Consider the following 23,227-nt stretch of genomic DNA (forward strand, 5'->3'; position numbering starts at 1 on the left):
AATATAATTATAAGCGTCATGAATAGAAATTTTATTTGTTCAACTTTAATGATTTGTTTCCTGCTAATTAATAGGAGATATGTAGACATTTAGCAAATATTTGGATATCTTAGCCGAAATACTTACGCCATCATGCGCCTCCTTTATTCGTTAATATTCATCTTACTTGCCATTAATGGCGTATCCTTTGCCCAAACCTATACCGTAACCAGTAATGCAGATAGCGGGCCAGGAACACTGAGAGATGCCCTCATAGAAGCCAACAAGCCCAACAGGACTAGCACATTTATCATCAATTTCCAGATGCCTGGCAACGGTAATGACTACTCCAACCGTACCATTAGGTTAAGAACTGTTCTTCCTTATGTACCTTCAAATACAATTATCGACGGCAGTTCCAGTTCCTGGTCGCCTCTTGGCGTTTCAGGAGCTAAAATCATTTTGGAACCCGAATATACCACAACCAGATTTAGCGCACTATTAATTGGACAAACTTTGGCCAATAATACCCAAACCACCGGCGTAGAAATTTACGGATTGTGCATCAGGAATTTCGCTTCCATTACCAATCTACAAAACGTTGAAATGGCGCAAGGTTCGGGGATTGTAATTGATTACCGAGCCAACAACATCAAAATTGGTGCTCCAAACAAAGGCAATGTAATTATTGGCAATATCAATGGCATATCCATACAAAACGCCTACAATTTTACAGTAGTGCCACTTTCCAATATCAGGATACAATCAAACCTCATTGGGGTTTTATACGACGGAATTACCCCCCAAACCAATGTAATTGGCATTAGTGCCAGCCTTTACGATTGTTCCTTAGAGGTAGGTGGCGACAACGCCGGAGAAGGCAATGTAATTGCTGCCAACAGAATTAACCTAGACATTAAACGCTACAATTCATCGGTAAGCAGGTTCGACATCAACATCATTAACAATAAAATAGGAGTTGATTATACAGGGGCAAAAGATTTCCATGACCTGCCACTTTTTCTTTCGTCTTCCTCACTAGAGCTATCGGGCTTAAAGATAGATGCGGTCAACAGCGCTGTTTATGTCAGAAACAACATTATTGGAGGTAACCGAACGGTAGGCGTATCTATTGCCAACGCTGATTTTATCCTTACCGGCAACCATATTGGCACCAATACCGCCGGCACAATAAACCTAGGGAACGGCATGGGGGTAAAAATAGAAGCTGGCGCCTCTGGAACGATTGGCGGGGCTACCAATTCAGAAAAAAATCAAATCGCCTATAACAATTTCGGCGTAGAAACGGTTTCTGGAAAACCCGTTAAGGTAACCAGAAATAGCATGTTCTGTAATAAAAACTTTGGCATAGGCAAAACCATCAGTATTACACAGCCTTTTGTGCAAGTGCTAAAATACAACGCCAACCATGTATCCGGAAAAGCTACCCCAAACTCCGAGGTAGAACTTTTCTACACCCAAAACTGTAATGACCTTTGCGAGGGAAAAACCTATTTTGCAACAGTACAGGCCGGCACCGACGGCAGGTGGGAATACAATGGTCCCCTATCACAGCGGGTAACTGCTACGGCAAGTTTACTCAATGCCGCAACTTCCCCGTTTTCCAATGCACAATTACTACAAAATGAAGCAACGGTGTTACCCGTTACCTGTAATGCCAATGGTTCAATTATCATTCCCGAAGTAAGGGAAGGGTTTACTTTTAGTTGGGTTAAAATTGAAAGCGATGGTACGAAAGTGCCCCTGGGCAATACGCAAAGCATAAGTAACCTCGAAGCCGGCACTTACGAAGTAACTATTGATGATGGCTGTAAAGCTTTCACAAATGCTTTTTTAATACGAGACCAAAAGCTTACCAAGCCTACCATTACCGTACCAGCCCCATCCTGCGGACAAACCGTATTCTCATTCACGGCCGAGGTATTAAGGGGAAATGGAACAATCTTATATGAATGGCGCAATGCTGCCGGCAATTTAGTCAGTATCTCTAATCCGGCTGTGCTCCCAGAGGGTACCTATACCGTTACGGCCAGCGATGCCTCAGGCTGCTCCATTACATCCGATCCAATAACCATAAATAGGCGACCAGCACCCATCATTAACACTTCAAGCTTGATCATCACCCCCGCATCATGTGGTATTCCCAATGGCGCCATTAGAAATATCACGATTGGCGATGCAACAGGAACCGTTACCTACAGCTGGTACAAACATGATCCGGCTACGGGCATCCTAATCAATACCATTATTGCCAGCACAGCCGATCTTATTGATGTAGAAGGCGGAACCTATACTTTACGCATTACCGACCAAGGCACCTGTTCGCCCGTAACCCAAAAGTTCACTATTGGAGTTAATAATATCATTGTAATCAGCGCTGGTACGATTACACCTGGTCGTTGCGGGCTAAACAACGGAGCGATAGATAATGTAACAATTACCAATGCCGACCAGTACACCTGGATCAAGGTATCCAACAACGACATCCTGATGTCTGGCGCCTATGCTCCCGGCATTTCTATTAAAATTACAGATCTCGAGCCCGGTTCTTATATGCTAAAGGCCAGCAACAGCACTTCTGTTTGTACCTATACCAGAACCTTTGTGGTATCGCGAGAAGCCCCAGCCACCTATACTTTTACACCAACCGTAGTAAATACCACTTGTGAGCTAGATAACGGCAATATTTCTTTAAACTTCACTTCTAGCCTTATCCCCGTTAGATTTCAATGGAAAGATGAGTTAAACAATAATTATGCTGGTACGTTAAGAGAACTCAAAAACCTCCCTGTTGGAGTGTATAGGCTATATGCTTATGATATCAATAACTGTGAAACTATTATTGGCCCTTTTACCATTAATGCCACACCTAAATTAGTAATTGAGCCTGGTAGCGGCACCGCCACTACCGATGCCTGCGGTTTAAAACGCGGATCAATTACCGGAATTAACATTACCGGGGGCTTGGGCGCTTACACCTATAAATGGATGAACGAGCTTGGAGAAGTAGTGCAAACGACCAAAGACCTCACCAACGTTGGCAGTGGTACCTACTATTTGGAAGTAAAAGATATGTCTGCATGTGGGCTTGCCATTAGCCAAAACTACACCATTGGCGATATCTATTTTACGCCCGAAACTCCCATAGTAAAAGATATTAGAGTATGCTATGTTTCTGATATTACCATCCCCATTATTGGTGCACAAGAGGGCACTTATCAGCTTTTTGCCAATATAGAGGATGAATTCCCTTTATATGAGTCAAATAAAGGCATCTTCAATTTCAAGGTAGGCAAAACAGCCATTTACTACATAAGGCGCAAGTTGGGAGTATGTATGAGTGACTTTGCCGCAGTTAAAGTTGAAGTAACCCATGACAACCTGGAAATTGGAAACGTAATGACACCTAACGGCGATGGCCGTAACGATACCTGGATGCTAAAAGGCCTTCCAGATTACAAAGGGAACAATATCAAAATCTACTCCAAAAGCGGCCAGCTGGTTTTCGAAGCCATAGGCGACTACGCCAAACCATTTGATGGAACTTTCAGAGGCAAAGAGCTGCCGGCAGGGGTTTATTATTATGTGATAGATTTAAGGGCAGAGTGCAAGCCCATTGGGGGAAGCATTACTTTAATTCGCTAAAATTGCCGTGTAGAGCATTTTACCTCATAGGTATTGTTCAGTAAAAAACCTATCCCTAGCTCATGCGTACCATTATTTACCCGACGAATAGCCGTGGTACTCATATCATACGAGTAGGTAACATTTACCAGTGAGCTAAGGTTAAAACCTGCTAAAAAAGAAAACGCATCATTGTACCTCAAGCTCCCCGCTATCCATAACTTATCCTGATAGGCCAACTTCATATTCAGGTCTATGGCCATAGGTGCATTTTTCCAATAGCTCACCAACAGGGAAGGAATCATGGCTATTTCCTCATCCAAAAACATTTTAACGCCAGCAGTGCCGTACATAGATGGGGATTGATAAGCCAAGGTCGAAAAACCTTGATCTTTAAAAACAGATCTTTTGCCAAGCACCTGTTTAGCCGAGGCGCCAAAATAGAACCTTGGTCCGTACAGCCAAATGCCAAAGCCCAAATCAGGCCTCAATAAGTTATTATAGTCGGCATTAAACAAGGGATCATCACCATGCTCAGCCTTAATATCTTCTACCTTTACCGTTAACGAGTGAAACCCAGCCGATACTCCCACCGACAAATTCATTTCCGTGGTTAAACCCAAATGGTAAGCATAGGTAGCATTCACATTATTTTGCCTGGCCAGGCCAGCTCTATCAGTAACGGCAATCAGCCCAAAACCATGATGTGGCTCCGCTGCCGTATAAGAATTCACATAACTTCTGCTCAATGGATTATAGCCTCTACCCGGAAAAGAGTTGATAGAACTACGAATGTAATCATCCCCTATGGCCGTATTCACAGAAATATATTGCGTACTTGGTGCCCCCTCCAAACCCGACCACTGTTTGCGATAACCGATCTTTAAATCTATATAGCTATCTATACCCGACAAAGCCGGATTTAAAAGATAATTGTTAAAGATATATTGAGAACTTCGGGGATATTCCTGCCCATACGAAACCAGGGAAGCCATTAGTAACCATACAAAAAAAAGCGTCAATCTCATAGAATAGAGCCAGTTGAAAAACTGAATTTAAATTCGTTAAAAATAAGTAATTACTGCAATAAATTAAAACTATAATAACATCCCGCAAACAAAATCCCCGAAAATACCATTTAACTAACAGTCGCCTCACAAAAAACATCACAAAATGGCATAAAAAGTTGTACGTGCTAACCCAATTTTCCAAATAAAAAACGCACCTTTACACGCCCATAAAGTACAAGCCACAAAATCCAACGCTTATGGAAGAACTGCAAGTAGAAGAAGTATTAAATTTGTTGGAAAACGAGAACGATAGGCAACTAAAAGCCTACCTCAATGAGCTCAACATCTCTGATGTAGAAGAACTCATTGATGAACTTCCTCAGCACGCAGTTAAATTTATCGAGACCCTTTCCATTAAACGTGCGGTAAATGTTTTCCGTATTCTCGATTTCCCCACCCAAGAGCGTATCATCAAAAAACTACAGGCCAACAAGCTTACCGAAATCATTAGGCAATTGCCTCCCGATGACAGAACGGCCCTTTTTGGAGAATTGCAGGGCGAAGCCGTAAAAAAACTTTTGGTACTTTTGCCCGATAACGACCGCAAAGAAGCACTCAACCTTTTAGGCTACCAGGAAGACAGTGTGGGCCGCTTGATGACACCTGACTTTATTGCCGTAAAAACCGACTGGACCGTAGGCCGGGTGTTATCACATATCCGCCGTTATGGCAAAAACTCCGAAACCATCGATGTGGTGTACGTTATCGACAAAGACGGCGTGCTTTTGGACGATATCCGTATCCGCGAGATACTCCTCTCCGACCCTGAAGCAAAAATTGGCGAACTAACAGACAACCGCCTCATTTCCTTAAACGTAAACGATCCTCAAGAAGAAGCGATCAATGTGTTTAAAATGAACAACAGGGTAGCTTTGCCCGTTGTAGACGACCAAAATATCCTTTTAGGAATAGTAACCGTGGATGATATTTTGTGGATTGCACACGAAGAATACACCGAAGACATGCACAAAATGGGCGGTACGCAAGCACTTGACGAGCCCTACCTTGACGTATCGGTTTTTGAACTCTACAAAAAACGCGTAGTATGGCTAATTGTCTTGTTTTTTGGCGAACTACTCACCATAACGGCCATGTCCAACTTCGAAAGCCAAATTGCCAAAGTAGTTATTCTGGCCACTTTCATCCCCTTAATTATTTCAAGTGGTGGCAACAGCGGCTCACAGGCCGCAACCCTCATTATACAGGCCATGGCCCTGGGCGAAGTCACCATTAAAGACTGGTGGAACGTCATGCGCCGCGAAATCATTTCAGGCATTTTTTTGGGCACAACCCTCTGCTTGTTAAGCTTCTGCGTTATCGGCGCCTGGCATATTATCATGCCATTTAGCGAGCATTATATCCGCATTGGCCTGGTGGTAGGCTGCTCCCTTGTTGGCGTAGTATTGTGGGGCACCCTCATGGGTTCCATGTTGCCACTGCTGCTCAAACGCCTCGGCGCCGACCCTGCCGCATCCTCTACCCCATTTGTAGCCACACTGGTCGACGTAACAGGCCTCATCATTTATTTCTCTTTCGCGTTATTGTTCCTAAGCGGCGTGCTGCTTTAATTTTTTCGAAAAGCAATTCCAGTAATACTATTTACCAGTAGCCCTGCTTTGCGCTGCAATCTTTTTGCGAACGTCATCCCCTAAACCTTATAGGTTTAACAAGCAAGTGCAACAAAAAGTATTTCCGCTACAATCAGGTTTAACTGGCAACTGCCGTACTCATTTCTATAGCACCAACCCAGCTAAATCAAACCTCGCAGGTTTTGAAAACCTACGAGGTTTCCTATTCATTTACAGACTTACGAAGTTTTATAAACTTCGTAAGTCTCCCCAGTAACGAACCAATCATCCAACCAAGCAAAAAACAAAAATATTTGCGTAGTTAAATAACTACATATATATTTGTAGCCAAATGACTTCATAATGAATTTACGTAGAGATGTATTCCAGGCCATTGCCGATCCCACCAGACGGGCAATCCTTATTTTGGTAGCCTCCCAATCCATGACCGCGGGAACCATTGCCGCAAACTTTGGTACCGCCAGGCCAACCGTATCCAAGCACCTACAAATCCTCACCGAATGCGAACTGCTCAGCAAAGCGCAAAACGGCAGGGAAATCTACTACCAGCTAAATCCACAAAAAATGAAAGAAATAGCTGATTTCATCGAACCATTTAGGCAAATGTGGGACGACAGGTTTAATAAACTTGAAGCAATCATGAAAGCATATCAATCAGAATCATAAACCATGGAACTAAAAACCAAAATACATGCCCAAGATGGCAAACAGGAAATTACCATTACCCGCGAGTTTGACCTTCCCCTAGCCTTACTTTTTAAAGCCTATATTGAACCTAAATTAGTAGAGCAATGGATGGGAAACACGGTCATCAAATTAGAAAATAAGCCACATGGAAGCTACCAGTTCGAAAAAAGGGACCCACAGGGCAACCTGCTGTTTAGTGCCAATGGTACAATTCATGAATTTATCCCCAACCAGCAAATTACCAGAACATTTGAAATGGAAAACACCCCATTTCCCGTACAACTGGAATTTTTAAGTTTCGAAGCCCTGGGCGAAAACACCAGTAAACTAACCATGCATGTTATTTACAAATCAGTTGCCTATCGTGACCAAATGCTACAGTTGCCGTTTGCCCAGGGCATTAACATGGCACATAACCTCCTCCAAAAAGTACTTAACCAATTTAAATAATACTTTTATGTTAAAGCGCAACAAAATTATCTATTGGACCGCAACCCTTTGGCTATCTTTAGGCATGCTATCTACCGGCATTGTACAAATTTTAAAAAGAAACGAAGAAATCACCATGATGAAGCATTTGGGTTATCCCGAATATCTCCTGATAATATTGGGAATATGGAAAATTCTAGGTGTCATTGCAGTGCTTTCGCCAAAACTTCCTCTGTTGAAAGAATGGGCTTATGCAGGTTTCTTTTTCGCGATGTCCGGAGCAATCGTTTCCCACATCATCTTAAAAGATTCCTTTGCCGACATCGCACCTTCGTTACTACTGTTAACTTTAACCGTTATATCTTGGTGCTTTAGGCCAGCTAGCCGAAAATTCACTCATCCAACCACACCAATCACCACTTAAAAACCTGAGTTATGAGCAATAGATTCAAATTACCTCAAGAACGAGCCGAAGAGCTACTTGGCATTTTAAAAAATCGCTTTGCGAAAAACATGGACCGCCACAAAAACCTATCATGGGACATGATACAACAGAAATTGGAAGCCCAACCTGAAAAACTATGGACTTTAGACGAAATGGAGGTTACCGGCGGCGAGCCCGATGTAGTGGGATACAACCAAACCAAAGACGAATACACTTTCTTCGATTGCTCGGCAGAAACGCCAAAAGGACGCCGCAGCATTTGCTATGATCCAGAAGCGCTGGAATCAAGAAAGGAGCACAAACCTAAACATAGCGCCATTGGCATGGCAGCCGAAATGGGCATCGAAATACTCACCGAAGAGGAGTACCAACAATTGCAAAAATTAGGGAATTTCGATGTCAAAACTTCCAGCTGGCTGGCTACCCCTCCGGAAGTAAGGAAACTAGGAGGTTCAATTTTTGGCGATTGGCGCTTTGGACGGGTATTCATTTACCACAATGGTGCCGAGTCCTATTACGCCGCCCGCGGGTTTAGAGGCTCTTTGAAAGTTTAAGCAAAATCACCATTCATAAAAAAATCCCGCAAATACGGGATTCGATACAAGCCTTATAGGTTTTAAAAACCTATAAGGTTTAATGTGATATTTTCGTTTTTTTTAAACGTTAAATCTAAAGTGCATAATATCGCCATCTTCAACAACATACGCTTTACCCTCTACCCCTAGCTTACCGGCTTCTTTACAGGCATTTTCAGATCCCAGGGTCACAAAATCATTGTATTTAATTACTTCTGCACGGATAAAACCTTTTTCAAAGTCTGTATGGATTACTCCTGCAGCTTGTGGAGCGGTAAAACCTTTGGTAATGGTCCAAGCCCTAACTTCCTGCACCCCAGCGGTAAAGTAAGTATATAAATCCAGCAGGCTATATGCAGCTCTAATCAATTTATGTACACCAGATTCATTTAAACCTAAATCCTGCAAAAACATTTGGCGTTCTTCGTAGCTTTCTAATTCAGCAATCTCCGATTCGATTTTGGCCGAAATGACCAGCACTTCCGCATTTTCCTCTGCCACCGCCTGTTTCACTAAATCTACATATTTATTGCCGCTCACTACCGAAGCTTCATCCACGTTGCACACATACATTACCGGCTTTTGTGTTAATAGGCCCAAACCTGCAATCTCTTCAAAATCCTCAGTGCTTAAGGGAGCCGTACGTGCAGATTTACCAGTTTCTAAATGGTTTTTCACCACCGATAACAAGTCAAATTCCTTTTTAGCGTCTTTATCGTTCTTCGCCTGTTTCTCTATCTTTTGGATACGTTTGGTAACGGTGTCCAAATCCTTCAACTGTAGTTCGGTATCGATAATTTCCTTATCACGGATAGGATCCACGGAACCATCAACGTGAATGATGTTACCATCGTCAAAGCAACGCAATACGTGAATAATGGCATTGGTTGCTCTAATATTCCCTAAAAATTGGTTACCTAAGCCCTCTCCTTTTGAAGCACCCTTCACCAAACCAGCAATGTCCACAATCTCGATGGTGTTGGGAACTACGCGTTGTGGCTTTACCAATTCCGTTAATTTATTTAAACGCTCATCAGGCACTGTAATTACGCCAACATTTGGCTCTATAGTACAGAAAGGAAAGTTAGCAGATTGCGCCTTAGCGTTAGATAAACAGTTAAATAAAGTAGATTTTCCAACATTAGGCAAACCTACTATACCACATTGTAATGCCATTTTATATTTAAGATTTTTAAATTTTACGATTTCAGTAGACAGACAAAACGCTTATCTATCAAAGTTTTTAAAGGCGCAAAGATAGTAAATAGATTGACGATTTTAGAGCCAACACCTCGGTACCTGCTAATTTTAGCCTGATTTCTTTCACCACAATTATTAAATACAGGTTTAAAACCTTGGCAACTCTAGTAATTATTTATTAGCTTAGAGCAATCAAACAAAATTATGGAAAATAACTTCGAACAAACCGCAGCACAAGAACAGCCAAATCTACCTCAATTAATAGTAACCGAAAATATGCGCAGCTATTTATACGACATGGCTGGTTGGACCAAATTTTTAGGTATTGTAGGCTTTATTTTCTCTGGGTTAATGATTTTAGTGGCATTTTCAATGGGGGCTATATTTAGCACCATTTCACAAATGCCGGGCATGGACATGTACAGCAGCTTAGGGAGTGGCGTACTCACTTTTATCATGTTGTTTTATGCCCTACTGTTTTTGTACCCTAGCTTAATGCTTTTTAGCTATGCTGTAAAAGCCAAACAGGGCGTTTTATATGCTGATCAACTTAGTCTAGAAACGAGTATTGGCAAGCTGAAATCATTTTTCAAATTTTATGGGATCATGATGATCATCGCCATTGCTTTTTACGTGCTTATATTCTTTCTTGCTCTAGTAGGTGGCATGGCAGCTGCTTAATGGTATTTATCCATCCCATTAGCGGGCTCCCATTTACTTTTGGGCTCAAAATAATTCCATAGCATTTTACTTGTTTTCCGTATCAGCACCTCGGCCTCGTTATCGTACTTCCAAGAAGTATCTTGTTGGTTTTTGGTGATGATACAGAAAACGTAATCGCCATGCGGTGCATTTACCAAAACTACTTCTGAACGTGAAGCATTAACGGCCCCCGATTTAGAAGCTACCTGCACATAGGGCGGAATTTGGGACAGGGCCACGTTGTCAAAGTAAATTCGAATGAGATTTCTGTATATCCGTTCGGATGCGGCCTTACTAATCATCTTCCCTTCCCTAATTAAGCTTAGCAAACTGGCCATTTCCCGAGGGGTGGTTTGTCCCCAGCCATACTTCCTTTGGTTGGCCTGCCTGTCAGGTGTTCGGGAATTTACGCGAGTGTGTTCCAACCCATATTTTCCCATAAGCTCATTAATAGCTAAACCTGTGCCTGCCAAGCTCTGGCACCATAAGCTCGCGGTATTATCGCTGGTGGTAATCATCAGCATCAAAACCTTGGCCAACCATATCTTCTCTCCATTTTTAAACGAACCCAAAATATCTTCTCCGGCATACAAGAGGCTATCCTTGTAGGTTAACTGAGTATTGTAGTTCAGTTCCCCTTTTTCAATTTTATCAAAAATACCGCAGGTAATGGGCACCTTGATCATACTTGCCGTAGGAAAAATAGTATCGGCATTATAAGCCGCTATTTTACCCGTTTTTAATGATTTTACATAGATACCAACCTGGCCGTTAAAGTCTTTCATTAATGCGCTAACCATTTTGTTCAGCTTAACATCAACTTTTTCGGGCTTTTGGGCAAATGATTTAAATGCCAACAATAGTATTAGCATTAAAAGTAACGGGGCTTTGTTCATTTCAAAATATCTGGAAACAAAAAATCCCTCCCAATTTTCGGGAAGGATCATATTTCTTTTTTACTGAGTTCCTAGAAAGTGAAGTCATCGTCTGATTTCGCCGCATATTCCTGGTTATCAGAATACTCATAGCGTTTTTCTACCACTTCTTGGCGAGATTTAATATAGTCAACTGTTTCGGTCAAACCTTCAGTGAACTTTTCGAAATCTTCTTTGTATAAGAAAATTTTATGTTTTACGAAAACACCGTCTTCTAATCTTTTCTTACTCTCAGTTAAGGTTAAATAGTAATCACCTGAACGAGTTGCTTTTACATCAAAAAAATAAGTGCGTTTACCTGCTCTCACTTTCTTCGAAAAAACCTCTTCTCTCTCTTTGTTGTCGAAATCTCCCATTTTTTTATTGTGTGTAGTGTGGTTTTGGTTGGGGTAAATATAATGTAATAATTATCAACTTTCAAAATAGAAATCGTAGTATTTAACGTTTTTTTAATATTTTATACATTTTCTTCTTCCAAAAGTTGGTTCTGGTACATTTCGGCATAGGCTTTACCCTTGCTTAAGAGCTGTTCGTGAGTACCTTCCTCAATAATTTCTCCATTATCCAACACTAAAATCTTATCGGCATTTTTAATGGTCGAAATACGATGGGCAATGAGTATGCTTGTCCGGTTTTTCATCAGTTTGCCCAAATTACTCAGAATTTCCTCTTCCGTTTTAGTGTCTACCGCCGAAAGGCAATCATCAAAAATTAGCATTTGAGGCGCCTTAATTAAGGCCCTAGCAATAGAAACTCGTTGTTTCTGGCCTCCAGACAATGTAATTCCTCGTTCACCAAGCATGGTTTCAAATTGCCGCTCAAAACCTATGATGTTTTGGTAAACTGCCGCATCCTTCGCTGCCTGAGCAACCTGCTCGTCGTTAACCGCATCCAGTCCAAAAGCAATGTTGTTTTTAATGGAATCCGAAAACAGGAACACCTCTTGGGGCACGAAACCAATTTGAGAACGGTAAGTGTGAAGATTGATGGCATTTAACTGCTGCCCTTCTATTAAAATTTCGCCCGATGTTGGGTCGTACATCCTCATGAGTAAGTTGGCCAAGGTAGATTTGCCCGAACCAGTTTTACCAATGATGGCTACAAACTGCCCCTTTTTGATTTCAAAACTCACATTTTTGATGGCTTCGATCCCTGTGTCTGCATAAGTAAAGCTTACATTCTCAAACCTGACATTACCTTTTAGGTCAATTTCCTGATTTGCGCTTTTGATATCAGGCTGCAGTTGCAAAAATTCGTTAATGCGCTTTTGGGACGCTGCTGCACGTTGGATAAGCGTAGTTACCCAGCCCAACATGGTTACAGGAAAGGTAAGCTGGTTCACATAAACAATAAACTCTGCAATATTACCTGGCGTAATGGCACCATCAATAACCTGCTCGCCACCAATATAGATGGTTAAAATGGTGCTGATACCCACCAAAAGCAGCATTGTTGGGTAAAAAAACGCCTGCACTTTTACCAGGTCCATCGAATTATTTTTATAAGCGTTGCTCTCTTCGGCAAAGATCTGCTGCGCATGAGCTTCCCTTACGTACGATTTCATTACTCGGATACCCGAAAAACGCTCCTGCACAAAGCTCGACAAACGTGATAGCTGCGCTTGTATTTTTTCACTTTTTTGGTTGATGATGGTATTCACGTAATAAATGGCAAGTACCAAGATGGGCAAAGGCAATAGCGCATAAATAGCCAAAGTAGCATTTACCGAAAACATGAAATAGATTACCAAAAGAAAAAGTACGGTGGTATTAAAGGCGTACATAATGGCCGGCCCTACGTACATACGAACCCTGTTCACATCCTCAGTTGCCCTATTCATCAAATCGCCAGTGTTATTTCGCCTGTAAAAACCCAAGCTCAATTTCTGGTAGTGCGCATAAATTTCATTCTTCATGTCAAACTCAATATGCCTCGACATCAGGATAATGGTTTGCCGCATGAAGAACAGGAACAAGCCACGCAACAAATAAAGAAACAAGATGATTACACCAAAAAAGAACAAGCTATAACTAAAAATCTCGTAAACAATGGCCTGCCGATCAAAACCTTCGTACAACCTATAAATAGCCGCATTTTCTACAATAAGATCATAAGCGTTTCTGATGACCTGTGCAGGCACTACGCCAAAGATATTGGAGATGATTACAAATAAAATACCCGGTAAAATCCTCCATTTGTATTTTAAAAAGTACTTATTGAGATATCTTAAATGTTTCATTGCACCACAAAGTTAATAGAAATTACTTGAGTTGGTGTTTCACGTCTCCTTCATTCTTCTCTGAAGTGGTATCTTTCCCAACCATGGTCCAACCAACATTGATCTATGGCAGAATTCCATTTATTTAAAATACGCTTAGATTTAATGGTTTTTTTGTCTTAGTTTTGCAGGGTACGTTTCAACATTGTTTTGTATGCCAGAAATAAGTTCTTACAACCATTCTATTTTAGAGCAATTAAGCCAATCTGGCCACAAAAAAGTAGTATTCTGCAATGATCCGTCTACTGGGTTAAAAGCCATTATAGCCATTCACGATACCACACTTGGCCCTGCTTTAGGCGGCGTAAGAATGTGGAATTACAGTTCTGAAGCCGAAGCTCTGGAAGATGTACTGCGCCTATCCAAAGGGATGACCTATAAAGCGGCCGTTGCCGGGCTAAATGTTGGGGGTGGTACGGCAGTCATCATCGGCGATTCCAGACGCCAAAAATCTGAAGCTTTAATGCGCAGCTTTGGGCGTTTTGTAAAAAACCTTAACGGCGAGTTTATTGCCGGTGAAGATGTAGGTACTACCGTACGTGATATGGAGTATATCCGCATGGAAACGCAACACGTTACCGGGGTTCCAGAATCATTGGGAGGTGCAGGCAATCCGGCCCCGTTTACGGCAAAGGGCGTTTATTTGGGAATCAAAGCCTGTGTTAAGGAAGTTTTTGGCACCGATGAACTGGCCGGCCGATCTGTAGTAGTACAAGGCACGGGCAATGTTGGCGAGCATTTGGTAGAATTGCTAAGAAACGACAATGTGGAGGTTTACGTAACCGACATTAACGAAGACCGCATGCGCGTAATTGCACGCAAATACAAAGCAAAAGCCATTGAGGCTGATAAAATTTTTACTACCGGGGCCGACATTTACGCTCCTTGTGCATTAGGCGCAACGGTAAACGATAGGACAATCAAAACCATGAAATTTGCCATTATTGCCGGTTCAGCCAATAACCAACTGGCCGATGAGCAAGCCCATGGAAAACTATTGCAGGAAAAGGGCATTTTATATGCCCCCGACTACCTGATCAATGCTGGGGGTATCATCAGCTGCTACTCGGAACTTACCGGTTTTGGCCGAAAACGAACCATACAGCTTACCGAAAACATCTACGAAGCCACCAAGGAGGTGATCAAACTGTCCAAATCAGAAAATATCCCTACCAACTTGGCCGCCGCACGCCTGGCCGAAAAACGCATCGAAGACATTAAAAAAATCAAATCATCATATTAATTAAATAAATAACACACAACAGGTAATTTTACCGCAATCGTTCTTACATTCATGTTAAACAGAAGGCACTTAAGAATTAAAGCCCTGCAAAATATCTTCGCTTGGCAAAACACCGAAAAGAAAGATACAGCAAGTAGTCAAAAACTATTGATGAAAAGTATCGACGAAGTATATCAGATGTACGTATCTATGCTCGCACTTATCGTAGACGTTACTGAATACACCGCCAATGATGCTCAGGAGAGAGCAAATAAGCATTTGCCAACCGCAGAAGATCTAAACCCAAATCAGAAGTTATTACACAACAAATTCGTTAATGTACTTAAGCATAATCCGGAGTACGTAGCGGCCGTAAACAAATATCAGATCAACTGGTTTTCTGATCCGGAAATGGTGAAATCCATTTTCAATAAACTAAAGGAAACCAAGGAATATGAAGCGTATCTGGCCGAAGATTTTGAGGAAACCCTGGAGAGTTCAAAAGAGATTATCAAGTTCATTTTCCGCAAGATGTTGTTGAAAAACGTAAACGTGGTACAAGCTTTTGAGGACAAATTCATTAACTGGCCAGTAGATCGCGAAGTAATGCAAGGCATGATTGCCAAAACCATTAAAAACTTCGAGTCTGAAAACCCATTGGACAACAAGCTTACACCAATAAGCGCAGACTGGGCGGAGGATAGCACCTTTGTAAAAGATCTTTTTGCCTACACACTTAAAAATGACGAAAAGTACCAGGAGCTGATTGCCGAAAGAACCAAAAACTGGGAATCGGAACGTATTGCGCTAATGGACACCATTTTAATGAAAATGGCCATCTGCGAATTAATGAACTTTCCATCTATCCCTGTTAAGGTAACCATTAACGAATATCTAGAGTTATCAAAAGATTACAGTACTCCGAAAAGTAATACTTTTATAAATGGTATCTTAGACAAAATTTTAAACGATTTAAAGAGAAATAACAGCATTAAAAAAGTAGGTAGAGGTTTGATTGAAGAATAACCGAAGCAGAAAACGCTTGAGTAAGGAAGTAACAATAATCCAAGCCTCAACTTTCTAATTTTTTGAACGAAAACCACAACAGTACACATGGAACTGTCTATATTTTAAACCACGCAGTGGGAAAATAGCGTAGTTTCATCAACAAAGGAAATAGAATTAAACTGATGAAAAAACTTTTCTTGATTGCACTATGTACGGCTGCTTTTAGTGCCTGTCAAAACAAAAGCGTAGAGAGCAGCGCAACCACTACTGATAGCACTTCGGCCGAAACTCCTCTGATTGCTGAAGCTGATGCACCGAAAATAAAGGTAGAACAAGCGGTTTATGAATTTGGGGAAATTACCCAGGGCGAAAAAGTAAGCTATACATTTAAATTTAAAAATGTAGGAAAAACTCCTCTGATTATCACCAATGCCTCTGCAACCTGTGGTTGTACAGTGCCTGAATATCCAAAGGAACCAGTTAAACCCGGTGACAGTGGAGAAATTAAAGTAACCTTTGATAGCACCGGTAAATTAGGTTTGCAGGATAAGATAGTAACCGTAATCTCAAATGCCAACCCCAAGTTTGAAGAACTTCATTTGGTAGGTAACGTAAAAGAGAGAAAGTAGCCTGGAGCCAGGAGTTAGAGACCAGGTAAAAGTTAAACAAACCTCTCTAATTCCAACTTAGTCTACTCAATACAATTAATTTAATTTTAAAAATCAACAATAAAAAGTATAATGATATCAACAGTAATTTTACAGGCCGCTGGAGGCAACAACCTAATGGGAACCGTGATTCCTATGGTTTTAATCATGGTAGTGTTTTATTTCTTCATGATCAGACCACAAGTGAAAAAAGCTAAAGAGCACAAAAAATTAGTTGGAGAACTAGGCATTGGTGATAAAATCGTAACCACTGCTGGTATTCACGGCAAAATTGTAGGATCTAATGAAACTACTTTTCTGATTGAAGTAGAAGGTGGCACTAAAATCCGCTTCGACAAATCTGCCATTTCTTTAGAGGCAACCAAAGCTGCTGCTCCTAAGGCATAAGCTCCAGGCCACAAATACGCAGATTTGATCTTTTTCAATCATCATGAAGCTGTGCCATTTGTGATTGCTATAAATTAGAGCCATTTCGTTTTATTCGGAGTGGCTTTTTTATTGTAATTTTACCACATGCCTTTTATTAAACTTACCCGAATTGAACAAAAACGCTTTGGAGCAATTTTAATCTGCGCCGTTTGCGCAATTGGGGCATGGCTATTCCTGGCGTTAAATAAAAAATACCCTTATACCGTACAAACGGAACTGCTGTACAAAGATGAACCTCAGGGAAAGGCTTTCAAAGCGCTTCAGCCTGATACGGTAGACCTAAAAGTGGAAGGTACGGGCTGGCAATTGCTTTTTGCACGGCTAAGGATAAAGCCTCCTTCAATTACCGTAAGCCTACAAAAGCTCAACTCCCGAAGCTACGTGGTTTTTTCGGAGCAGCTGGAACAAGTTAACAGGCAACTGGAAACTTCACAAAAAGTAATTTCTGTTAAACCTGATACGCTTTTCTTTGATTTCTCCAGACGTACCAATAAAAGGGTGCCGCTGAAATTAATTTCGAAGCTTACCTTTGCGCCCCAATATGGAATTGCCAAAGCAGTGAAGCTCAGCCCATCGTATGTAAATATTTCAGGGCCACACGAGGAATTGGAAAAGATACATGTTTGGCATACAGATAGCTTAAAGCTCAACGAAATTAAAAGCAGTGTAGATACCAGGGTTAATGTACTAAAAAATGCGATTAGTAATATTAGTATCTACCCCAATAATGTTGGCGTTAAAATTCCCGTAGACGAGTTTACAGAAAAAATCATAGAAGTTCCGTTAAGTATCCTCAACAACAAGGAATACTACGACGTGAAGCTTTATCCTAAAAAGGTGAAAATCACCTTGCTGGTAGCCTTGTCAAATTACAACAAAGCAGATGAAGACTTGCTGAAAGCTGCCGTTGATTTAAATGAATGGAAAGTACGCGGTCACCACAAACTTTCGGTAACCACCACCAAGCTACCCGAATTTTCAAAACTAGTGAGCATTGTACCCAGCAATGTTGACTTCATCATCGAAAAATAATGTTAAAGATTGGAATAACCGGCGGAATTGGCAGCGGCAAAACCACGGTGTGCAAGGTATTTGAAACTTTGGGGATCCCTGTTTTTTATGCAGATACGGTTGCCAAGCAAATCATGACCACCGACCCCATCCTAATTCAAGGCATTAGGGAAACATTTGGAAGCCAAAGCTATTTCCAAGATGGCAGCCTCAACAATAAACATATCGCCAACATTGTTTTTGCAAACGAACATGAACTGGCCAAATTAAATGCCCTGGTGCATCCTGCAGTATTTAGGGCTTTTGACCAATGGGATGCAGCACTCCCGAAAAACACTCCTTATTCGATTAAGGAGGCCGCTCTTTTATTTGAAAGCGGATCCTACAAAATGTGCGACAAGAACATTCTGGTAACTGCTCCACACCAGCTTAAAATTACATGGGTTACCCGCAGGGACGGTGTTAACGAAGCGCAGGTGTTGGCAAGGATGGATAAGCAGTTTAGTGATGAACAGAAATTGCAAATGGCCGATTATGTGATCAGTAACGCCCCAAACAGTTCTATAATTTTACAAGTTTTAAACTTACATCAACAGTTTTTGGAACTGGCCAAATGATTAATAAAACCCTAATAAATTTATTAAAAGCTCAGATTTGTAAAATAACAATGATGTATATACCTGCCGTGGAATAAATTCAGGGCAGCGCTAAAACGATGGTTCGCCATGCTGACCGCGAAGTAGCTGCGAAGCAAATTTATTCCAGCATCAGCTGTACCACATTAGCACCTAGTTTCAACAAAACAATAATGACCAACCCCATACTTCCAGATTTTATTACACTCACCAAAACAGGTTTATATTGCGCTTATGGCAATTTTTATTTAGACCCTCAAGAAGCCGTAGCACATGCCGTAATTTCTCATGCACATGGTGATCATGCCGTAAGTGGCAACCACTACGTATATTGTACCAAAGCAACCCAACTTTTTATGCAGCACAGGTATAAGAAGTTTGCAGCTGCTCAATTTGAAACCAAGTTATACCAGCAACAATTTGAACTAAATGGCGTAAAAATAAGCTTTTACCCAGCGGGGCATATCTTAGGATCAGCCATGGTGCTTATGGAATATAAAGGTATCAGATACCTCTATACTGGCGATTACAAATTGGAAAGGGACACCACTTGTGAGCCCATCGAATTTGTACAAGCTGATGTACTGATTACCGAAACTACTTTTGCAGATCCCTCGGTTTCCCATCCACCGGCAGAAGAGGAGATTAAAAAACTCAATCAAATACACAACAATATCATGCTGGGTGCCTATGCCTTGGGGAAAAGCCAAAGATTAATTTCTTTAATGAGCGAACATTGCCCATCCAAGAAAATCTTGGTACACCACAGCATTATGCCCTTCGTTCATCTTTACGAAAATTCAGGCGTTTCATTGGGCAAATACCAGCCCTACGATAGAAAAATCATGAAACAGGAGCTGCAGGGCAACGTTTATTTGGTGCCTCCTATGGTGTTCAACAGCTATATTAGGGCAATTAATGTGGTACGGGTTTTTGCCACGGGATGGAAGCACCTACAGCAGGGAAATGGCCATTCGTTATACATTTCCGATCATGTAGATTGGAACGGCATCATCCAAACCATTGAGCAGGTTAAACCCCAGGAAGTATGGACCTTACACGGCGAGGGCAAATACCTTAAAGCACACTTTTCAAATCAATTGGAAGTTAAAATCCTAAATTAGATGAAAGCGGGAGAAGACTTTTATTTCAACGAAGATGGCCTGATGGTTTTTACCAGGGCCTACCACCTGAAACGCGGTTATTGCTGTAAAAACAAATGCAAACACTGCCCCTGGAATTTCGGCAAAAAGAAAACAAAAAAAGGATAACTTCTAAACACTTTATCAAAATTGTTGTTAAACCATTGTAATCGTTAAGCATGACAAAGCAAAGCCCATTGGCCAATATCATCACGTTTTTAATCTGCCTTGCAATACCGCTCTTAATAGGCTTTATTGGCAGTCAATTCACCATGGAATCGGTAAAAACATGGTACACAACCATCAACAAACCATCGTTTAATCCGCCAAACTGGGTATTTGCGCCCGTATGGACTACCCTATATATTTTAATGGGCGTTGCTTCCTTTAGGGTATGGCAAAAACGTAAAAGTGCCGAGTGGTTTCACTGGGCAGTGATCATCTACTTGGTACAGCTTGCGTTTAACCTCATGTGGTCATTCATCTTTTTTGAACTGCACCAAATTGGATTTGCCCTAATCGAAATTATCCTTTTATTGATGCTCATCGTGATCAACGCCTTTATCTTCTACCGTTTCGATAGGTTGGCCGCCTGGTTGTTCCTACCCTACTTTGTATGGGTAAGTTTTGCTACCTATTTAACATATTCCATCTTTACCCTTAACTAAAAAACCAAAAGAAATAGGTACTTTTATGAGCCATGCTTCGTAAAAGTATATTTTTCATATTGCTAACAACCATTTGTTTTCAACTTAGTGCGCAAAAAGTTGGACTGGTATTTAGTGGTGGCGGTGCAAAGGGCTTGGCCCATATCGGTACCTTAAAAGCCTTGGAAGAAAACAATATCCCTATCGATTACATCACCGGAACTTCCATGGGAGCAATTGTAGGTGCGATGTATGCTGCTGGATACTCACCCGTCCAGATGGAGAAAATTGCAACCAGCAAAGATTTTCAGGACTGGGTAAATGGACGATACCAGAGCGATTATAATTTCTATTTCCAGAAATCAACGCCAAATCCATCAGTTTTGACTGCTAAAATGGCCATAGACACCAGTTTAAGACTTAGTTTCAGGCCAAATTTGGTAAACGATATTCCATTGAATTTTGCGCTGCTGGAATTTTTCTCGCAGGCATCGGCTATTGCAAAAGATAATTTCGACAATTTATTGGTACCCTTTCGCTGCATGGTATCCGATGTGCTATCGCAAAAAAGTATTACGGTAAGCAAAGGAAGTTTGGCAGAAGCAGTTAGGGCCAGCATGACTGTTCCTTTGATCTATAGGCCCATCAAACTGGAAGATAAGTTTGTATTTGATGGCGGAATTTACAACAATTTCCCCGCTGATGTAATGCAAAAAGAGTTCAAACCCGATTTTATTATCGGAGCCAATGTATCTTCCAAAACCTTTAATGAATACCCAAAAGATGATGACCGGCTGATGAACAGGCTTTTGGTATATATGTTCCTCTCCAAATCCGACTCTACACTGGTGGGCAAAAACGGCATCTACATCGAGCCTGATCTAGCGGATTACAGTTCAACAAATTTCTTTGCCGTAGATGAGCTGATCAAAAAAGGCTATGAAGCTACCATGGCCGAAATGGACAAGATTAAGGAAGCCATAAGCCGAAGGGTATCGCCACAAGAGCTGTTGAAAAAACGGACTGATTTTAACAGCCAAAAATCAGAGCTGATTTTTAGTAACATCATTGTAAAAGGCGTTAATTCACAACAGAAAAAATATGTAGAGCGGCTTTTTAAAAGCGACCAAAAAACCTTCAATTTAAGCGATATTAAGCGAGGTTACTATAAACTGGTGGCCGATGAGGTTTTCGAAACTGTTTACCCTAAAATCAGTTACGATGCGGGCTCTGACAGTTACGATTTTGAAATCCTTGCACAGCAGCGCAAAAGCCTGAAAATAGATTTTGGGGGCAACATTTCAACCCGTCCTATCAGCAATGTATTTTTGGGTGTCCAGTTTAATTATCTCAACAGAAAAGCATACACTTTCGCATCAAATTTCTATTCGGGCCGGTTTTACGAGTCGGCGCAATTGAGTGGACGTATCGATTATCCCACAAAACTACCTTTGTTTTTAGCTGCCGAGCTTACTTATAATCATTGGAACTTTTACAACACCAGTAAGATTTTTGTAGAAAATCCCTCGCCTACCTACATTGACCAATCAGACCGGAAGATAGACCTTAAGCTGGGCATGCCGCTCAACAGAAATGCAAGAATCATCCTCAATGCCGCATTCATCAATAACAGTGATAACTACAGCCCAACCAACGCTTTTGTAGTTGGCGATTTACTGGACAGAACAGTTTTCAATGGCTTTAGAGCAGCACTTACTCTGGAAAAAAACTCGCTTAACCGAAAGCAATACCCAACGGCTGGTCAAAACATTCTGTTAAGTCTAAATTATACCACAGGAAAAGAAAATTATCGTCCGGGAAACATCTTGGCTAATTCTTTGGGTGCCAGTGCAACTCCCGAGCTTTCCAGAAATTTTAGATCGTGGGTGCACGCAAAATTTACCTACGAGTTCTATTTCCTACATACCGCTAAATACAGCCTGGGTTATTTGGTTGAGGGAGTAGTGTCCAACCAGCCCCTGTTCACCAATTTTTACAGTACTTTATTGGCCTCGCCAGCATTTTATCCACTACAAGATAGCAGATCTATTTTTCTGGAAAATTTTAGGGCCTTTAACTACGCCGCTGGTGGTATCAAAAACATCATTAACCTGAAAAGAAAATTTGACTTGCGTATAGAAGGTTATGTATTTTTACCTTATCAGGAATTTAAAAAAATTGGCTTGCAGCAGGTAGGATTTGAAGAAACTTTGGGAAAATGGCGCTATGCAGGTACTGCCGGATTGGTATATCAATCGCCGCTAGGACCTATTAGCTTAAGTTACAACTTATACGACCAGAGCAAGCGAAGGCATGGCGTGCTTTTACATATTGGATATTTAATTTACAACAAACGCTCATTAGAATAACAGATGAAACCATTTGTATTTTTTTATTTATTGCTTATTTCAAGTACCTGCTTTGCGCAACATGCAAGCATTGATCATTTTATGGTAAAAGAAAGTTTATTGAAAAACAATAAGATTGCCATAATCGCTACAGACAGCCTAGAAAACCCGATAGAAAGCATTAACGGCACCTATACTTTTAGCGTAAGTGGCTTTACCCAACAGCTCAACTTTCACGATGGTGTTTCCATTTTACCGCTTCCGATAGACAAATCAACCTTTGTTTACATTAAGCACGAAAATGATGGCGGAACGCATAGCAAATTGCTTTATATTTATAAAAAGGCCAATGACCTTAGCCCAATCACCATCAGCCGTGCGTTCTTCATTGTTATTCCATTAGTCATTATCATTTTGGCCTTTGCCTTCAAAAAGTTTATTTATCTGGGAATTATCCTGTTTCTGGTGTTCTTTTTCTTTAGCTACAGTAAAGGATTAAATATTTCCACCTACTTTGAGACGATATTTGACTACCTGAAAAACCTCGTTTAATTTGCCGAATTTAGCTTAACGCCATATACAA

At 41.1% G+C, this 23,227-nt stretch carries 23 protein-coding genes; 18 read left to right on the forward strand and 5 right to left on the reverse strand.

Annotated elements, in window-relative coordinates; all coding sequences use genetic code 11:
• Window positions 1-132: 132 nt before the first annotated feature.
• The gene (locus tag DUT71_RS10735) at window positions 133-3,645 is read left to right on the forward strand and encodes a gliding motility-associated C-terminal domain-containing protein (RefSeq protein ID WP_113662538.1); all 3,513 of its coding nucleotides are present in this window, start codon (window positions 133-135) and stop codon (window positions 3,643-3,645) included.
• On the opposite strand, the gene DUT71_RS10740 is transcribed toward DUT71_RS10735, so the two are convergent.
• A complete protein-coding gene (locus DUT71_RS10740) occupies window positions 3,642-4,652 on the reverse strand; it encodes a PorP/SprF family type IX secretion system membrane protein (RefSeq protein ID WP_113662539.1) in 1,011 nt (336 codons plus the stop codon). The two genes, DUT71_RS10735 and DUT71_RS10740, sit on opposite strands and share 4 nt — an antisense overlap.
• 239 nt (window positions 4,653-4,891) lie before the next feature.
• On the opposite strand from DUT71_RS10740, the gene mgtE reads away from it, so the two are divergent.
• The 5 genes from mgtE (at window position 4,892) to DUT71_RS10765 (ending at window position 8,398) form a co-directional block, all read left to right on the forward strand.
• Entirely contained in the window at window positions 4,892-6,262 is a 1,371-nt protein-coding gene (gene mgtE / locus DUT71_RS10745; RefSeq protein ID WP_113662540.1) for a magnesium transporter, read from the forward strand.
• A 363-nt stretch (window positions 6,263-6,625) separates the two neighbouring features.
• A complete protein-coding gene (locus tag DUT71_RS10750; RefSeq protein WP_113662541.1) occupies window positions 6,626-6,949 on the forward strand; it encodes an ArsR/SmtB family transcription factor in 324 nt (107 codons plus the stop codon).
• A 3-nt stretch (window positions 6,950-6,952) separates the two neighbouring features.
• Window positions 6,953-7,420 carry an SRPBCC family protein gene (locus DUT71_RS10755; RefSeq protein WP_113662542.1) on the forward strand — a complete coding sequence of 156 codons (468 nt, stop codon included), beginning with the start codon at window positions 6,953-6,955 and terminating at the stop codon, window positions 7,418-7,420.
• A 7-nt stretch (window positions 7,421-7,427) separates the two neighbouring features.
• Window positions 7,428-7,823, forward strand: coding sequence for a DoxX family protein (locus DUT71_RS10760; RefSeq protein ID WP_113662543.1), 396 nt, complete (start codon window positions 7,428-7,430; stop codon window positions 7,821-7,823).
• 11 nt (window positions 7,824-7,834) lie between these two features.
• Window positions 7,835-8,398, forward strand: coding sequence for a DUF4256 domain-containing protein (locus DUT71_RS10765; RefSeq protein WP_113662544.1), 564 nt, complete (start codon window positions 7,835-7,837; stop codon window positions 8,396-8,398).
• A 102-nt stretch (window positions 8,399-8,500) separates the two neighbouring features.
• On the opposite strand, the gene ychF is transcribed toward DUT71_RS10765, so the two are convergent.
• Window positions 8,501-9,595: a redox-regulated ATPase YchF gene (gene ychF, locus DUT71_RS10770; RefSeq protein WP_113662545.1), complete on the reverse strand. Its 1,095-nt coding sequence runs from the start codon at window positions 9,593-9,595 to the stop codon at window positions 8,501-8,503.
• 228 nt (window positions 9,596-9,823) lie between these two features.
• Between ychF and DUT71_RS10775 the strand changes: the two genes are divergently transcribed.
• The gene (locus DUT71_RS10775) at window positions 9,824-10,300 is read left to right on the forward strand and encodes a DUF5362 family protein (RefSeq protein ID WP_113662546.1); all 477 of its coding nucleotides are present in this window, start codon (window positions 9,824-9,826) and stop codon (window positions 10,298-10,300) included.
• On the opposite strand, the gene DUT71_RS10780 is transcribed toward DUT71_RS10775, so the two are convergent.
• From DUT71_RS10780 to DUT71_RS10790, 3 genes are all read right to left on the reverse strand, one after another.
• Window positions 10,297-11,217, reverse strand: coding sequence for a serine hydrolase (locus tag DUT71_RS10780; protein ID WP_113662703.1), 921 nt, complete (start codon window positions 11,215-11,217; stop codon window positions 10,297-10,299). The two genes, DUT71_RS10775 and DUT71_RS10780, sit on opposite strands and share 4 nt — an antisense overlap.
• A gap of 71 nt (window positions 11,218-11,288) precedes the next feature.
• Window positions 11,289-11,612: a DUF3276 family protein gene (locus DUT71_RS10785; protein WP_113662547.1), complete on the reverse strand. Its 324-nt coding sequence runs from the start codon at window positions 11,610-11,612 to the stop codon at window positions 11,289-11,291.
• Window positions 11,613-11,713: 101 nt separating this feature from the next.
• Window positions 11,714-13,495, reverse strand: coding sequence for an ABC transporter ATP-binding protein (locus tag DUT71_RS10790; protein WP_113662548.1), 1,782 nt, complete (start codon window positions 13,493-13,495; stop codon window positions 11,714-11,716).
• A gap of 193 nt (window positions 13,496-13,688) precedes the next feature.
• Between DUT71_RS10790 and DUT71_RS10795 the strand changes: the two genes are divergently transcribed.
• The 11 genes from DUT71_RS10795 to DUT71_RS10840 all read left to right on the forward strand — a co-directional run bounded on the left by DUT71_RS10795 (window position 13,689) and on the right by DUT71_RS10840 (window position 23,196).
• Complete coding sequence (locus tag DUT71_RS10795; protein ID WP_113662549.1) at window positions 13,689-14,777, forward strand: Glu/Leu/Phe/Val family dehydrogenase; 1,089 nt, start codon at window positions 13,689-13,691, stop codon at window positions 14,775-14,777.
• Window positions 14,778-14,828: 51 nt separating this feature from the next.
• Window positions 14,829-15,782, forward strand: coding sequence for a transcription antitermination factor NusB (nusB, locus tag DUT71_RS10800; RefSeq protein WP_113662550.1), 954 nt, complete (start codon window positions 14,829-14,831; stop codon window positions 15,780-15,782).
• A 164-nt stretch (window positions 15,783-15,946) separates the two neighbouring features.
• On the forward strand, window positions 15,947-16,393 hold the full coding sequence (locus tag DUT71_RS10805) for a DUF1573 domain-containing protein (protein WP_113662551.1): 447 nt from the start codon (window positions 15,947-15,949) through the stop codon (window positions 16,391-16,393).
• Between the two features lie 111 nt (window positions 16,394-16,504).
• Window positions 16,505-16,819, forward strand: coding sequence for a preprotein translocase subunit YajC (yajC, locus tag DUT71_RS10810; RefSeq protein ID WP_113662552.1), 315 nt, complete (start codon window positions 16,505-16,507; stop codon window positions 16,817-16,819).
• Window positions 16,820-16,945: 126 nt separating this feature from the next.
• The gene (locus tag DUT71_RS10815; protein WP_113662553.1) at window positions 16,946-17,893 is read left to right on the forward strand and encodes a YbbR-like domain-containing protein; all 948 of its coding nucleotides are present in this window, start codon (window positions 16,946-16,948) and stop codon (window positions 17,891-17,893) included.
• Window positions 17,893-18,489, forward strand: coding sequence for a dephospho-CoA kinase (coaE, locus tag DUT71_RS10820; RefSeq protein ID WP_113662554.1), 597 nt, complete (start codon window positions 17,893-17,895; stop codon window positions 18,487-18,489). Before DUT71_RS10815 ends, coaE begins: the two co-directional genes overlap by 1 nt.
• 191 nt (window positions 18,490-18,680) lie before the next feature.
• Complete coding sequence (locus DUT71_RS10825; RefSeq protein ID WP_113662555.1) at window positions 18,681-19,631, forward strand: MBL fold metallo-hydrolase; 951 nt, start codon at window positions 18,681-18,683, stop codon at window positions 19,629-19,631.
• The gene (locus DUT71_RS20205; protein ID WP_162796027.1) at window positions 19,632-19,778 is read left to right on the forward strand and encodes a DUF5522 domain-containing protein; all 147 of its coding nucleotides are present in this window, start codon (window positions 19,632-19,634) and stop codon (window positions 19,776-19,778) included.
• Between the two features lie 50 nt (window positions 19,779-19,828).
• Entirely contained in the window at window positions 19,829-20,317 is a 489-nt protein-coding gene (locus tag DUT71_RS10830) for a TspO/MBR family protein (RefSeq protein ID WP_113662556.1), read from the forward strand.
• A 59-nt stretch (window positions 20,318-20,376) separates the two neighbouring features.
• Window positions 20,377-22,665: a patatin-like phospholipase family protein gene (locus DUT71_RS10835; protein ID WP_240186903.1), complete on the forward strand. Its 2,289-nt coding sequence runs from the start codon at window positions 20,377-20,379 to the stop codon at window positions 22,663-22,665.
• A 3-nt stretch (window positions 22,666-22,668) separates the two neighbouring features.
• Window positions 22,669-23,196, forward strand: coding sequence for a hypothetical protein (locus DUT71_RS10840; protein ID WP_113662558.1), 528 nt, complete (start codon window positions 22,669-22,671; stop codon window positions 23,194-23,196).
• The last annotated feature ends 31 nt before the right edge of the window (window positions 23,197-23,227 follow it).

The organism is Pedobacter nanyangensis (assembly GCF_003313505.1).
Taxonomy (GTDB): domain Bacteria; phylum Bacteroidota; class Bacteroidia; order Sphingobacteriales; family Sphingobacteriaceae; genus Pedobacter; species Pedobacter nanyangensis.